The sequence below is a fragment of the Oceanisphaera profunda genome, from assembly GCF_002157895.1.
Taxonomy (GTDB): Bacteria; Pseudomonadota; Gammaproteobacteria; order Enterobacterales; family Aeromonadaceae; genus Oceanimonas; species Oceanimonas profunda.
This window is the reverse complement of sequence record NZ_CP021377.1, coordinates 190,128-204,304: the sequence shown is the minus strand read 5'-3', so window position 1 is coordinate 204,304 and position 14,177 is coordinate 190,128. Positions and strand designations below refer to the sequence as shown.

The 14,177-nt window shown below is 48.1% G+C and carries 13 protein-coding genes and 1 pseudogene; 11 read left to right on the top strand and 3 right to left on the bottom strand.

Features of this window, described 5'->3' with window-relative positions; genetic code table 11:
- Window positions 1–55 precede the first annotated feature (55 nt).
- Window positions 56–703 (top strand): glutathione S-transferase, encoded by a 648-nt coding sequence (locus tag CBP31_RS00935; protein ID WP_087034457.1) that lies wholly within the window; start codon window positions 56–58, stop codon window positions 701–703.
- 11 nt (window positions 704–714) lie between these two features.
- Here the strand turns inward: CBP31_RS00935 and rlmF are convergent, their stop codons facing one another.
- Window positions 715–1,674, bottom strand: a complete 960-nt coding sequence (gene rlmF, locus CBP31_RS00930) for a 23S rRNA (adenine(1618)-N(6))-methyltransferase RlmF (RefSeq protein ID WP_087034456.1) — start codon at window positions 1,672–1,674, stop codon at window positions 715–717.
- Window positions 1,675–2,359: 685 nt separating this feature from the next.
- On the opposite strand from rlmF, the gene CBP31_RS00925 reads away from it, so the two are divergent.
- From CBP31_RS00925 to CBP31_RS00910, 4 genes are all read left to right on the top strand, one after another.
- Window positions 2,360–2,785 (top strand): hypothetical protein, encoded by a 426-nt coding sequence (locus CBP31_RS00925; protein WP_227875080.1) that lies wholly within the window; start codon window positions 2,360–2,362, stop codon window positions 2,783–2,785.
- 332 nt (window positions 2,786–3,117) lie between these two features.
- Window positions 3,118–3,558, top strand: a complete 441-nt coding sequence (locus CBP31_RS00920; RefSeq protein ID WP_087034455.1) for a GFA family protein — start codon at window positions 3,118–3,120, stop codon at window positions 3,556–3,558.
- A 574-nt stretch (window positions 3,559–4,132) separates the two neighbouring features.
- Complete coding sequence (locus tag CBP31_RS00915) at window positions 4,133–4,882, top strand: 2,3,4,5-tetrahydropyridine-2,6-dicarboxylate N-succinyltransferase (protein ID WP_087034454.1); 750 nt, start codon at window positions 4,133–4,135, stop codon at window positions 4,880–4,882.
- A gap of 9 nt (window positions 4,883–4,891) precedes the next feature.
- A complete protein-coding gene (locus tag CBP31_RS00910; protein WP_227875079.1) occupies window positions 4,892–6,154 on the top strand; it encodes a PLP-dependent decarboxylase in 1,263 nt (420 codons plus the stop codon).
- 5 nt (window positions 6,155–6,159) lie between these two features.
- Here the strand turns inward: CBP31_RS00910 and CBP31_RS00905 are convergent.
- A pseudogene (locus tag CBP31_RS00905) lies at window positions 6,160–7,013 on the bottom strand (YihY/virulence factor BrkB family protein).
- A gap of 282 nt (window positions 7,014–7,295) precedes the next feature.
- On the opposite strand from CBP31_RS00905, the gene CBP31_RS00900 reads away from it, so the two are divergent.
- From CBP31_RS00900 to CBP31_RS00885, 4 genes are all read left to right on the top strand, one after another.
- Window positions 7,296–8,717, top strand: coding sequence for a sensor domain-containing diguanylate cyclase (locus CBP31_RS00900; RefSeq protein WP_087034452.1), 1,422 nt, complete (start codon window positions 7,296–7,298; stop codon window positions 8,715–8,717).
- A 419-nt stretch (window positions 8,718–9,136) separates the two neighbouring features.
- Window positions 9,137–10,642, top strand: coding sequence for a helicase HerA-like domain-containing protein (locus tag CBP31_RS00895; protein WP_087034451.1), 1,506 nt, complete (start codon window positions 9,137–9,139; stop codon window positions 10,640–10,642).
- A gap of 32 nt (window positions 10,643–10,674) precedes the next feature.
- Window positions 10,675–11,268: a peptide-methionine (S)-S-oxide reductase MsrA gene (msrA, locus tag CBP31_RS00890; protein WP_087034450.1), complete on the top strand. Its 594-nt coding sequence runs from the start codon at window positions 10,675–10,677 to the stop codon at window positions 11,266–11,268.
- Window positions 11,265–11,762 carry a hypothetical protein gene (locus CBP31_RS00885; protein ID WP_087034449.1) on the top strand — a complete coding sequence of 166 codons (498 nt, stop codon included), beginning with the start codon at window positions 11,265–11,267 and terminating at the stop codon, window positions 11,760–11,762. The genes msrA and CBP31_RS00885 overlap by 4 nt, the downstream gene beginning before the upstream one ends.
- Window positions 11,763–12,178: 416 nt before the next feature.
- On the opposite strand, the gene CBP31_RS00880 is transcribed toward CBP31_RS00885, so the two are convergent.
- A protein-coding gene (locus CBP31_RS00880; protein WP_087034448.1) for an IS3 family transposase occupies window positions 12,179–13,371 on the bottom strand; the annotation gives its coding sequence in 2 pieces (ribosomal slippage) (window positions 12,179–13,074 and window positions 13,074–13,371; 1,194 coding nt in all).
- A gap of 185 nt (window positions 13,372–13,556) precedes the next feature.
- Here CBP31_RS00880 and CBP31_RS00875 point away from each other — a divergent pair.
- A complete protein-coding gene (locus CBP31_RS00875; protein ID WP_151898770.1) occupies window positions 13,557–13,814 on the top strand; it encodes a hypothetical protein in 258 nt (85 codons plus the stop codon).
- Window positions 13,815–13,871: 57 nt separating this feature from the next.
- A complete protein-coding gene (locus CBP31_RS00870; protein WP_087034446.1) occupies window positions 13,872–14,153 on the top strand; it encodes a DUF503 domain-containing protein in 282 nt (93 codons plus the stop codon).
- Window positions 14,154–14,177: the final 24 nt, after the last annotated feature.

Genomic DNA, 14,177 nt, shown 5'->3' with positions numbered 1-14,177 from the left:
TGCTGGCATCAGCGATGCTGAGCCACGGGTCTCGATTCAACTGCGAAAAATAGCCATGACTTCCTCACTTCATCTTTTGTACTCTTTTCGGCGCTGTCCCTATGCCATGCGCGCTCGTCTGGGCATCTTGTTTGCCGAGTTGCAGGTGGAGCTGCGGGAGGTAACCCTGAAAAACAAACCGGCCCAAATGCTGGCGATTAGCCCGAAAGGCACAGTGCCTGTGTTACAGCTTGTTGATGGTACTGTGACTGCAGAGAGCCGGGAGATAATGGTGTGGGCGCTTGAGCAGCAAGATCCGCACGGGCTGTTAGATACAACGATTTTGCAGCAGGCCAACGCCTTGATCGAGCAAAACGACAACGAATTTAAACATTGGCTGGATCGTTATAAATACGCGGATCGTCATCCTGACATGACTCAGGCCGAGTATCGGCAACGGGGTGAAGCCTTTTTACAGGTTTTAGAGGCGTTGCTAACTAAAAACCCTTATCTAATGGGGGAGAACGCGACCATTGCCGATATTGGCATCATGCCGTTTGTTCGCCAATTTGCCCATGTGGATCGTGAGGTTTTTTACCGCCTACCGTACCCAAAGCTGCAGTTGTGGCTACAGCAATGGCTAGAACACGCATGCTTTCTACAAGCTATGACTAAGTTTCAGCCATGGCAAGAGGGCGATGACGTGGTGGTTTTTCCTTCTTAGCGCTGTGATGTTTAGATAAATGTCCAAGCCAGTATTCTGGTGATTTTATTTCCCTGTTGCATTTCTATTTCCCGTATATCGACCGCCCCTAGCTTGCTAATCAATTTTTTTGCAGGCTGCACATTGTCAATTTTTGAAACCAAGCTGGTAAACCAGCGGCATTGTGTGGAAAACGCATGGCTTTCTTTGATTAGCTTTTTAAGGAACATGCGCTCGCCACCCTTGCACCACAGCTCTGCATCTTGACCACCAAAATTTAAAGTGGGAGCTGTGGGTGTGGATGTTTGCTCGCCGCGATGACGCGCAAGATTGTTGACTTTAAGCTGGCTGCCTTTGAGTGCTTCATCTGCTGATGCATGGAAGGGCGGGTTGCATACGCTAACATCAAAAAATTCTCCCGCTTGAATGATGCCGTCAAAAATATGATTTTTATCCTGTTGCGTGCGCAGGGTGAAGCTGCCTTTTAGCTGGGGGTTGTGAGCGATAATCGAGGCGACGTTCTCCAGCGACTGAGTATTAATATCACTGCCCACACAATGCCAACCGTAGAGTTGGCAAGCGAGTAGCGGATATATGCCATTTGCCCCGGTGCCGATATCAAGCAAGGTGATTTTAGGCAGGGCTTTATCCAGATTGCTAGTCGGTTCGGCAACACCGAGCAATTCCGCGATGTAATGGATGTAGTCAGCTCTGCCAGGGATAGGCGGACACAGCGCACCTTCTGGAATATGCCAATCGTTAATATTGTAGTGTTGCTTTAAGAGCGCGGCATTTAAGGTTTTTACGGCCAATGGATCTGCAAAGGCGATGGAAAGGTTACCGTGCGCGTTTGGTTTCACATAAGGCGCCAATGGTGGGTAACTTTTTATGAGCGCGGTAAAGTCATAGCCTTGCTGGTGCAGATTTCTCGGGTGCAGGCCTTTACTGTCAGGTTTGGTCTGGTTTTTTTTAGTTCGATGCAGTGTGCTCACAGTGATAGGCCCGAGATGTAGATTGCAAAAATGGAGTAGGTATTGGCTAGCTGGTGATTATAACCTTAATGTATGAATTCGGGATACGTAACAACCAATCAGCCACTCATGCTAATACCAATCTAAGTAAAGAAGTGGCCTGTTTAAGCGAATCACAAAGATAAGTGCCGCCCTTGTAGTCCCACGCTTCAGCTGTGGGTCTTGCAAAGCAAGAAGGCTTTAAACATTCCCGCTGAGACGGGACTAGCAGCTGAAGCGCTAGACTACAAAACACCGTCCAGCCTGACTTTAGGTGCTGTATTCACTAAGAGTGATAATACTGATCTGCTAGTTTTACAGAATGGTATAAGTGCTTGTCCTGTCGGCCTTGGTTCGCTTTTTCGGTTTATTGCGTGATGCCAATGGATGAACGTCTGCGCAAGGCGCCGTACATGGATCTCGATGTGCTCTTGAGCTGCACGGTATTCTTAAGCTACATACTGCTTTCAAGCTAAATAGTGCTCTCCGGCTGAGCAATACTCAAACTCGGCATTTTTTGCCGCCTGTGCCGGTCATGTATAACAGGGCTCTTGCACATCGAGGCCAAGCCTTAGGGACATTTGTCCTGCATGAACCGGATATCATGGAGGTAAATACCATAAACAGATTCCTTCTTTCCCCGCTGTTACACGCCGGTGTCTGTACCTTGGCACTGGTCTTGCCTTATACCGTTCAGGCCGCAGAGCCGATGGTCATCGAACTGACCCAGACGGGCTGCCAGTTTATTGAGAGCGAGAACGGGGTGGATCACGGTTATGTTACCCAAGCTAAGGCTGATTGTGATCGCATTAATGCCGAGACCGCCCTTGAGCGGTTGGCACAAGCGCGCACGCTGGAGCTTGAACCCGGCCGTTATACCTTCAGGGTAACCAATAGAGATGTGCCCTATGAACTGGGTTTTTGGCTGCGGGGGGCAGGCGTGCTGGATCGGGTACTGTTACCCAGTGTCTCCGGCGGAGGCTTAGTTACGGGAGCTAGTCAGGATTATGAAATTGAGCTGGAAGCCGGCGAATACCTTTATTCCTGCCCGCTGAATACCACCCCCGACTACTATTTGACGGTGTCGGACTAATCGATAGCCGTAGGGTAAAGCGGACGTTTTTATGTGTATCGAGCACTATTTTGGTCAATCCGTTGAGCATCGCCGAAGCTGGGTAGAACAGCGATTATTGTTGTTAACTCAGTTATATGTTTTACAAAATATATCTACTAAGCTTATCGAGCGAAAGGTATCAATCTACGGCGAGAGCATCTCTGTTTTCCAACAACGAGCATCGGCTCTGTCGAGTGTGAATGATATTAGGTTGTAACTGTCATCGGTGGCGGCCTATATAAAGGCTTCTGTCGTTATTTGTTTTCACTGAAGCTGCGGTCCTTTCGGATACGCACAAAAGGAAAAAGATTATGACCAGTTTATATACAGGTGGCTGCGAGCACGTTCATATTAACGCCAAGGCAGAACCAATTGATAACCACGTTTGTCACTGTAATGTCTGCAAGGGCGTGACAGGCCAGCAGAGCACGCATGTGGCTTTCTTCAACTACGCAGATCTTTCGGTTGATCATCCCGAAAAAATGAACCGTCAGCCGTTCAACAAAGAAAACCCAAGCGGGCCGCTTGAGCTTTGCACCTGTGCCGATTGTGGCGCCGCTCTGATGCTTGATGACAAACAAAAACGCATTCGTATCGCGGTGCCTAACGTCATGGGCTACGAAGAAGCCTCGTTCCCCAAGCCCACTTATCACGCATTCTACGACGCATTAAAAGACTACCCCAAGCCATCGGACGGTCGCCCGGTCTATGAAGGCTTGCATCCTGATTTCGTCTGGCCGAAACCCGCTTGAGCGGATGGCCTAATCCTCAACCATACAGGGGATCAACAAAGAATTTTTCCGCAGCTAGGTAGCGGATGGATAACAGCATTAAGTTGAGCTCCAACCCTATTCTTGCCTTTGGCACTAATTAACCTGCCCATGCTAACGGGTTCGATTTAATTAAGGTATCGACACTTGATAGGTTCGAGTTTGCTGTGTTGAGCAGGCTCGTATACTTACGCCTCGTTCTACTCAGTCAGCCTGACAGCTGGATTTAATGTGATTTTTTTTTGTAGTGTGCCCACTTGTTCGGCACGGTTTGGGTTTTGTTATTAAAACCATCCTGCTTCGCAGGACCACCGAAGTCATCTTCACTGAAGATACGGGTGGACTACAACACACGCTTTTTGTAGAAGCCTGCTTTAGTTAGCTATGCTATCGGGCTATGGGGCTTTTATGTCGATCTTAAATAGAACGATTATTTAGTGTGTTTGGTATTACACGACGTCCTTTTATCACTGCGTGAGTCGCACTGTCAGGAGAGCTTTGTTGTGCGGCACGGCTTTCAATACATCCATCAATACATTCTCGCGAGAAGTAACCCATGACGTGGCAACAAACATTAGCAGATCTAGAAACCGGTAAAGTGCGTGCGGCAGAACAAGATAGTAGCGGTACTTGGCAAGTCAATACGGCAGTAAAGCGAGCAATTCTAGCGGCATTTGCAGCGGGAGATAATACTGAATTTGCGGGCATTTATCGTGGCTTTATTGATAAACATAACTTGGCTGCGCGTGAGTTTACCCTTGCCGATCAGGTGAGAATGGTGCCCGGCGGTTCATCGGTGCGTGCTGGTACTTATGTGGCGCCGGGCGTGATTATTATGCCGCCAGCCTATATCAATATTGGCGCTTTTGTTGATAGCGGCACCATGATCGATAGCCATGCACTGATTGGCTCCTGTGCACAAATCGGCAAGCATGTGCATGTTTCCGCAGCGGTGCAAATTGGCGGTGTGCTAGAGCCTATTGGCGCGAGGCCGGTCATTATTGAAGATAATGCCTTCTTGGGTGCGGGGGTGATTATTGTGGAAGGCATTGTGGTGAAAAAAGGCGCTGTGTTAGCACCTGGAGTATCGTTGTCGGCGTCGGTGCCTGTTTATGACTGTGTTAATCAGGTGATATTGGGGAAAGGTGCCGATATTCCTGAAAATGCCGTGGTGGTGCCCGGTACCCGACCGGTTGCAGGCGCTTGGGCAGAGCTGCAGGGGCTGAATATGGCGTGTGCGTTAATTGTGAAATACCGCGATGACAGCAGTAATGCCGCTTTAGAGCTTGAGTCTGTGCTGCGCTAGGAGCAAAAAATGACGGCAATACTACCTTCGACAATGAGGCCAAGCTGGCTGAGACCTGCGGTACTTGAATCACTAGCCGAGCACAATGCAGCGCTGCAAAAGAGTGCTGATACCGAGCAAGATGAAGCCGGTTTTTTTGTTTATGATTTAGACTTTCTTCAGCAACACTTGTCGATGCTGATGGGCCAAGACGTGATTAAGCTGTGGTTTGCGGTTAAAGCCAATCCATTGTCGCGCGTAATAACCACGCTTGCCCAGCAGGGGTTTAATTTTGATGTGGCGAGTCAGGGCGAACTTAGCCAAGTATTAGCGCAAGATGTTTCCGCCGCGCGCATTTTGAATACGGGACCAGCCAAGTCAAAGCGGCAAATGAAAGCCTTTCTCAGCCAAGGTGTACGCACGTTTGTGGTAGAGAGTTTGAACCAGTTGCAGTGGCTTAACCAAGCCGCGAGTGAATTATCTTGCCAACCGCAAGTGTTATTACGCGTGCAGTTACAGTGGTCTGAGGGCGAAAAAAATCCTTTAGGTGGTAACGAAGTAACGCCTTTTGGTTTATCTTGCCAAGCGTGGCAGACGGTCAAAGTCAGCGATTTTCCTGCATTGAATATCAATGGCTTACATATTTTCCAGTGGGGAAATATGCTCAGCAATGAGCGCATGTTTGAGCTTTGGTCACAAATGGTCACGCCCTTGCTAGCGCTGGCTGCACAACTAGACATGACGTTAGAGGTATTAGATTTAGGCGGTGGTCTCGGGGTGGATTATCTGCAAACCGGGCAGGAGTTAAGCTGGCCCTCCATTGTCGCCGACTTAGCAAACATTAAAGCACAAGCTGGGGTGAGCGAGCTCTGGTTAGAATTAGGCCGTTTTGCCGTCGCTGAAATGGGCTATTACGTGACCTCGGTGGTGGATCGTAAAGAAAATTTTCAGCATCAACAATTAGTGCTCGCTGGTGGGATTAATCATTTAATGCGCCCAGCCATTACCGAGCAACCCTTTCCTGTGGCTATGCTCAGAGCGTCAACAGCAAAGCCTGATTATTTTGATCTGCATGGCCCACTTTGCACCAGTTTAGATAAATTGGGCACAGTGGCGCTCGCCGGTGATGTGGACGTTGATGACCAATTAATCTTTGGTTTTGCGGGTGCCTACGGGTTTACTGAAAGCATGCCATTTTTTCTTTGTCATTCCATTGCGGCTGAATATGTGTTGCAGCAGGGTAAGCTTGAGCAAGTGCGCCGTGCACAGCCTGCAGCATGGTATTTACGTTAACCGGCTCAGTCTGGCGATTCATACCAAGGCAAACCGTAGCGCTCGCTGCGTTCTAGCTCTGCGATCACCTGAGCCCCAAGCAACAGAATAATGGAGGAAATCTCCAAACTCGTCAGTATCACAATAATGGTGGCCAATGAACCATAAACCACGTTAACGAAAGAGATATTGAGAAAATAGTACATCAGTAGTAAGCGGGTCGCTTCCCAAAGAATGGCGGCAATAAACCCCCGACTATGGCTCTGCGGGTAGAGATGCGCACAATGGGCAGCACCTTGTAGATGGCGCTGAACAGAAGAAATACCCCCACGAAACTGATCAGGTACAGAATAAACCCCGGTGCTTCATACAAGGCATTGACCAAGCTGAATACTAGGGTCAGTGCTAGTAAACCGGCACCCAGTATTAGAATAAAAAGATAGGGCAGCACCGCAGACACCCAGAAGTTGCGAGGAGGGAGCTCCGAGCGGTGGAATATAATGGCAATGGACTCTTCTAGCATACGAAAAGCGAATGAGCTGAAAAACAGCAACATCGGCAGACCAACAATACCTATGATGTCTCTGGACGCCATAAACGCACGCACCGCATCAAGCAGTAAGCTGGCCTGACCGGGGGCAAAATGTTGCGCCTGCACCGTCATTACTTCTAGCAATTGCTCTTCGTCCACCACTCGGGTAAGCAATACTGCCAGCACAGCCAGCATAGGCACTGCCGACAGCAGTACGTTATAGCCCACTCCGCCCGCCAGCAACACCCCGTGATTGCGCAGAAAGTTGCGGGCAACCCGATAGGCAAATCGCAGAAACAGCCGAGCCGAGCCTACGGACGGCTTCTTGTTGTCGGTTGTATTAGTCATGGGTTACTTAAACCTATCATGGGATAATTTGGCCTGTTATGGATCACGTGCACTTATCATAGGTTAATCCTGCCACAGATTATCAGTTTTGCCTGCCTTGAATAATTCGGGGCAGATTGCCGAGGGGCGATTCTAGGTAGACGGTGGGCAATAATTTTTTAATACAGTGGTGTGTTGAACAGGCATTTACTGAATTTGTCATAAGACACCTTAATAAGGCACTATTGAGCTATGCATCTCCTCAGGCAATGCTCCCTGAGACAATTCTCCCGAGGCCTAGCTATGCAAGATAATAAAGAGACAACTGCAGCATCGGTTACCGACAGTAATATGAATATTGATGCTATCTCGCCACCCGTACTCACCGAAATATTTGATAGTTTTTCAGAAGCAGTAGTGGTGGCGGATACCAGCCGGCAGATTGTTTATGTTAATTCGGCAACAGAGTCGCTGTTTGGTTATTCAAAAGATCAACTTTACGGCCATGAAACCAAGATTCTGTATGCGGACGAGCATGACTTTTCCGAACAGGGTAAAAAACGCTTCAACCCCACCAGCAAGATAAGCGCAGAAACCTACCGTGTTGCCTACCAGCGCATGGACGGGGGTATGTTTTTAGGTTTGACTACTGGTTCTGCCATGCACTCCAGTGAAGGTGCCTTGGTGGGATATATTGGCATTATTCGGCCGGCGCGCACTTCAGATCAATCCTTGGATACCTTACAGCAAGTACATGCGATTGCTTCTGATGTTTCACTGACCGATACGCAAAAAATAGACGCTGTGCTTAAGGTGGGTCTTAGCCACTTTGGGCTGGAAGTGGCCATTCAAGCGCGCATTAAGGGCAGTGAATATTTGGTTGAACATTGTATTGATCATTATGAGCAACTGACCCCGCACACCACCTTTGATTTTTCTGAAACTTATTGTGCTCATACCTTTCATGCGAGTGGCCCCATCGGTTTTCATTTTGCAGGTGAGAGTGAAATCCGCAATCATCCCTGTTATCGAAACTTTAAGCTGGAATCCTATATCGGTATTCCGTTAGAAGTGGATGGCAAGCTCTATGGGACTATTAGTTTTTCGGGATATTCCCCGACCGAGCCTTTCTGTAAAGACGACTACATTCTAATGGCCTTGCTGGCCGATACGGTGAGCTACATTATTTACAGAAAGACAGTCGAAGATAAGTTGTTAGAGCTGGCCAGAACCGACGAGCTCACCGGCTTAGCCAACCGACGCTCGACCCTAGAACGGTTAAGAGAGCATGCGAAGCTTTCGTATCGCTCTGGTGGCTATCTAACAGTACTGTCAATCGATCTGGACTTCTTCAAGAAAATTAATGACAACTGGGGGCACAGCGCCGGCGATGCGGCCTTGGTGGGGTTTGCGGATATCGCGGCAACGCTTGGAAGAGACATTGATTTTTGCGGTCGAATGGGCGGAGAAGAGTTTATTTTTGTGCTGCCTAATACAGACTCCCGTGGTGGGGTAAATTTAGGCAATAGACTCAGAGAACGTTTGGCTGCCGCACCGATTAAACTGGACAACAATGAGTCTGTTACCTTGAGCGTGAGTGTCGGCGTTGCCATGCTGGAAAAAGGCGAGTCGCTCGAAAGTTTACTGGCTCGTGCAGACGAGGCGACCTATGCGGCAAAACGAGGCGGCAGAGATAGAGTGTGTATCAGTGAGCTTAATAACTAATGATTGCTAGATTTGTATTGTGTGGTTGTTGAGTTTCGCTAATTAATTTTATATTTTTTGTAGAAATATAAATGACTGAAAGTTTACGACCAGAACGAAAAGTGGCGGGTTATGTTTTGTGACGTAATAAACATAACCCGTCGAATTAATAGTCTTGTTAATTATTCCCGTTATATATTAATGCTTTTATGTTAGAGGCCATCTATTAAAGATGAGGTTCGGTAATTAAAAAGTAATTCGAGCTGCAGTAATCTAGTCCGAGGGCTTTGAGAGTTGCCACTCTGGCTTATCATTTATCAGCAGTGCCTTTGAACAGCCTCTATAATCAGCAATAGTGAGTAAAACAGCAGTGAGTAAAAAATGTAATACCTTGAGACTCGATTATTCTGTGGTGTACGCTGTTCATATTGGAGAACTTGATGAGTGATAAGCCCAGTTTGTTAATTGGTGGCAATGCCAGCGGTCATTTTAGGATGGATGCGAGCATGGCGAATCGTCATGGCTTGGTTGCTGGCGCTACAGGGACGGGTAAAACCATTACCTTACAAAACTTGGCCGAGAATTTCTCACGGTTAGGAGTACCGGTTTTTCTGGCGGATGTGAAAGGCGATCTCTCCGGTTTAGCCGCCCCCGGCAGACCCCATCCCAAAATTGATGCGCGGATACAACAACTGCACATTGCAGATTATCAATATCGATCAGTGCCCACGGTATTTTGGGATTTGTTTGGCGTTCAAGGCCATCACATTCGCACCACCATATCTGCGATGGGCCCTTTGCTGCTCGGCAGTCTGTTAGAGTTAAATGATACACAGAGTGGCGTTTTGTATGCCTGCTTTAAGGTGGCTGATGATAATGGCTGGCTACTGCTGGATCTCAAAGATTTGCGTTCAATGCTATCTTGGTTGGCTGATAATGCCAGTGAGTTGAAGAGTGAATATGGCAATATATCGTCATCTAGCATTGGTGCCATTCAACGTAAGTTATTAGTGTTAGAAGAGCAGGGGGCAGAGCATTTTTTCAATGAACCTGCCATTGAGCTGGATGATTTAATTAAGACCGATTTTTCCGGTCACGGCTTGGTTAACGTGCTGGATGTGACCAAGTTAATACATCAGTCACCGAAATTATATGCCTGCTTTCTGATCTGGTTACTCGCGGAATTATTTGAAAGCCTGCCGGAAGTCGGCGATGGGGACCGACCGAAATTTGTCTTGTTTTTTGATGAGGCGCATCTGATATTTGATGGCGCGGCAGATGTGCTGGTGAACAAAATTGAACAGGTGGTGAGGCTGATACGCTCCAAAGGGGTGGGGGTGTACTTTGTCACTCAGAGCCCGACGGACATACCGGAGAAAGTTCTCGGTCAATTGGGGATGAAAATTCAACATGCGCTGCGTGCCTTTACCCCAAAAGATAAAAAAATGGTCAAAGCCGCTGCGGCTTCGTTTCGCCAAAACCCCAACCTTAATACTGAGCAGCTGATCACAGAGTTGGGGGTAGGAGAGGCCTTGGTCTCTGTGCTGGATGCAGAGGGAAGACCGACACCGGTGGAGCATGTCTATATTAAGCCGCCTGAGTCTCGGGTTGGGCCATTAACCGATGCGGAGCGTGCTGAATATATGATGCGATCACCTTATAAAGGTCGTTACGATAACACCGTCGACCGTGAGTCAGCCTACGAGCTACTAAAGCAAAAAGCCGAAAGGCTCGCAGAGTCAACCGCCTACATGGAAGCTCAGCAAGCCGCCCAGAAACAAGCCCATCAAGAAGCCGAGAGAGGCGCTAAAAAACCAGCAGCAAGGAAAAGTACTAGGCAAACCCCCATTGAAGCTATGGTAAAAAGTGCGGCAAGAAGTATCGGCAGTCAGATTGGCCGCCAGCTTATCCGAGGTGTGTTAGGGTCATTATTTGGTAAGCGATAATCTAACAGTCTCACCTATAACAGGAGAACGTTATGAAGAACCCCCTCGCGATAATGACCATTGCGGCCAGCTTAGTGCCCCTTTCCTTTCATGCCGTGGCAGATAAAGCCACGTTGGCTGGAGGATGTTTCTGGTGTATGGAGTCTGATTTTGAGCAGCTTGAAGGTGTCACCGATGTTATCTCCGGATTCACCGGTGGGGACTTAAAAAATCCGACTTACAACGGTAACCATGACGGCCATTATGAAGCCGTTGAAATAACCTATGATCCCAGCAAGATAAGCTATAAAGCGTTGTTGGATTATTACTGGGTGAACATTGATCCCTTTGATGACCAAGGGCAATTTTGTGATAAAGGCAGCAGTTATTTAAGTGCAATTTTTGTGGCCAATAGTGAAGAGCGCCAAATTGCAGAACAGACAAAAAGAGCCGTGGAAAAGCAGTTCCCCAATCAAAAAGTTGTGACGCCAATTCTAGCTTCATCGATATTCTATCCCATTAAAGGCGATGAGATTTACCATCAAGACTTCTATAAGAAAAGCCCGCTTCGCTATAAAGTCTATCGCTGGAATTGTGGCCGTGACGCACGGTTAAAAGAAGTGTGGGGAGATAAAGTGACCCATTGATAAAAGTCACTACTAAGCAAGTGCATCAGCATAATAAGCGCCAACAAAATGACGCAACTTTATACGACCTTGACGCGAGCGTGATGAGTCATAAAAAATTGTTAGGCCGGTTAATACCAGCAGCCAACGCGACGGCACTCGTTGCTGCGATATCGCATGTCGCCTCATTAACCTACGTGACCGGATACCTAGGCGTTGAAGGAATGTATGTCGCTTTTCTGACCTACCTCATTACTTTTGTTGTGGTTATACCGTTTGGCGCTGTGTTGCTAGGGGTGGTCGGTCTCTTCAACGTGGGTTTAACCCTGTCGCTCGGACTATTCCTGATAGCAGCCCAGTTTGCTGTGCTTGCTATCTCCACTCTGCTATTTGGTTTCGAGCCAAAAAGTATTCCATTGCAATACGCATACTCATCTGTTCCTGCCGCTCTTATCGCATGGTATTTTTCTGTATACCATGTCTGGCGAAAAGACCGTAATGATGTTCATACATAACCAGTTTTGGTGACGCTGACGTTGGTGTGTATATATTGTTGCAGCGCCAAATTTGTGCCACGCGGTTTAGCAAAATGTTAGGCAATCACACTAACATTGAGGACGCTAGGATGACAAACACTCACAGCAGGCGCTATGAAGGAATCTATCGCGATGAGGCGGGAACTGTCGACTCAGAGGGGTTTATTGCCCCCTCGGTCGGACTCGTCGAACAGGCGCTTTACTTTACTTCATCGCCGGATGTACTGGCGAAAACCAAGCAGGTCCTTGACAGTCATCGCCTTGAACTACCGGGCGCAGTGGTGGTGTGGGACGAGACAATTGGCCGTCGCAAAGGAGCAAAGGCCGTGTCTGGTACTTGGTGGGCAGGCGACGGCTCGCTAACGTGGAATGGCCCGACTAAAGTAGACACCAGTTTAAGCAGCATTAAGTTGCTGCGCATATGCGTTGGGGGTTAATCCTCCCAGCGCAGTGTGTTGTCTTACTTTGTGGTAATACTGCGTGATGTAGAAGTGTATTTCTTCTGCCATCTCTTTACGAGTTAACAGCCCTAAACGGCGGGTCCATTCCTTTTTCAGTAAAGCAAAAAAGCTTTCTGAACACGCATTATCCCAGCAGTTTCCCCGGCGAGACATGCTGATAGTCACTTTACGTTTATTCAACCACGTCATGGTCGCCAGACAATGATATTGGCTGCCCTGGTCTGAGTGGAACATCAGCTCACGGCCATCAGGCTTCTGCTTCTTCCAAGCCTGCTTTAAGGCCTTAATCACTAATTCAGCACTATTAACCGGCCCTTGAGCCTTGCCCACTATCTGTCTGGTAGCAAGATCGATTATCACCGCCAGATAGAGCCAGCCTTCTTCACAGCGTATTTGAGTTATATCTGACACCCAAACACGGTTCTCTTCTGCAACCGTAAACTGTCGGTTTAACAGATTTGGCGTCGCAGCGATGCCTGGCTTATGTTTACGATGCCCGGGCTTTGGCGCGACACAAGAACGGTAGCCCACACTCTGTAATAGGCGTTGCACTTGATTCTTACCACAAGCAAAGCCTTGGTCAACCGCTTCGCGCCACAATTTCCGATAACCCGCAATACCATGTTGCTGTTCAGCTTCAGCCAATAAAAAGGCGAGCAGACTGCGATGACGCTCCGCCTGAACCGAAGGCTCTCGTTGGCGCTGCTTCCAACAATAATAACCCGCACGAGATACCTGGAGTACGCGACACATCACCAGTACCGTCCAGCTCATGCTGCGATACCGGTCGATGAAGGAAAATTTTATCGCCGTGTCTTGGTAGCGTACTCTTCCAGCTTTTTTAAGATATCGAGTTCCAGTTCAGCGCGCTCTAGCTTTTTCTTAAGACGCTTATTCTCTTGCTCTAACTGACGCAGGCTTTTATCTGGCCCTTCATTTTTAACGGGCTTATCCTGTTTCGAATCTGGTTTGTCCATTATCCACTCTCGACGCCAACGGCTTAATACGTTCGGATGCACCCCCAGCTCACTGGAGATTTCAGCTAATGTTTTAGGTGATGAAACAGAGAGTTTAACGGCTTCCCGCTTAAATTCATTACTAAATTTACGTTTGGTTCGGTATTGCATACACTTCCTCACTCTGAAGAAGTGTCTACTTATTCGGGGCCATTCCAACGATGTCTTTCGTGTTTCCAAACTTAACTCTCTACGCCGCGCCGGCCATTCTGCAAAACGTAGCATCTACCATTTTAGATGCTATCGCTTCGTTCTCTCCTCGTTCGCCGGTGTCATATGACAATGCCGGCACCTTTATGTTGGATGGACGAGCCGTGGGTATGATCCATCATGAGACGTACCACGGCACGGAAATATTTGTGCTGCGCATAAACGGCAATACTGACTACAGTAAAGCGCCAACGGCGGTACAAGAAAACAATAGTCGCCTTATCGACTACCTCAATCACAAAAGCCTACCGCTGGGCGATCCGAGAACGCTGGCGAATACTTTGGCTCTTGAACTCATGAGGGCGATTCCTGAACAATACTCAAACGGTTTGCCTAACAGTTAGTTAAGCTGAGTACTAAATTTGTCACCTACGTTGATAGCATTCGAGTAAGGAGCAGGCATGCATATCGGTATTCTAATCATGACTTTTTCGCTGCCCGGATGCGGCTCTTTAAAAGAAAAGCGCCAGCGCATCGGCGGCATGCATGAACGGTTTGGCCGCAGCCTAATGGTTGCGGTATGTGAGAGTGGCGAGCACGATCGCCACGATGCCAGTGAATGGTCATTTGTGGTAGTGGCGAATTCGAAGCGCGAGGTCGAATCCCAGTGTAGCCAGATTGAAGACAAGATACAGCGCACCGTAGAAGGGCGGGTGGTCAACGTCAGCCGCGAATTGCTCTAATTCCTCCACATATTGATAGGACTC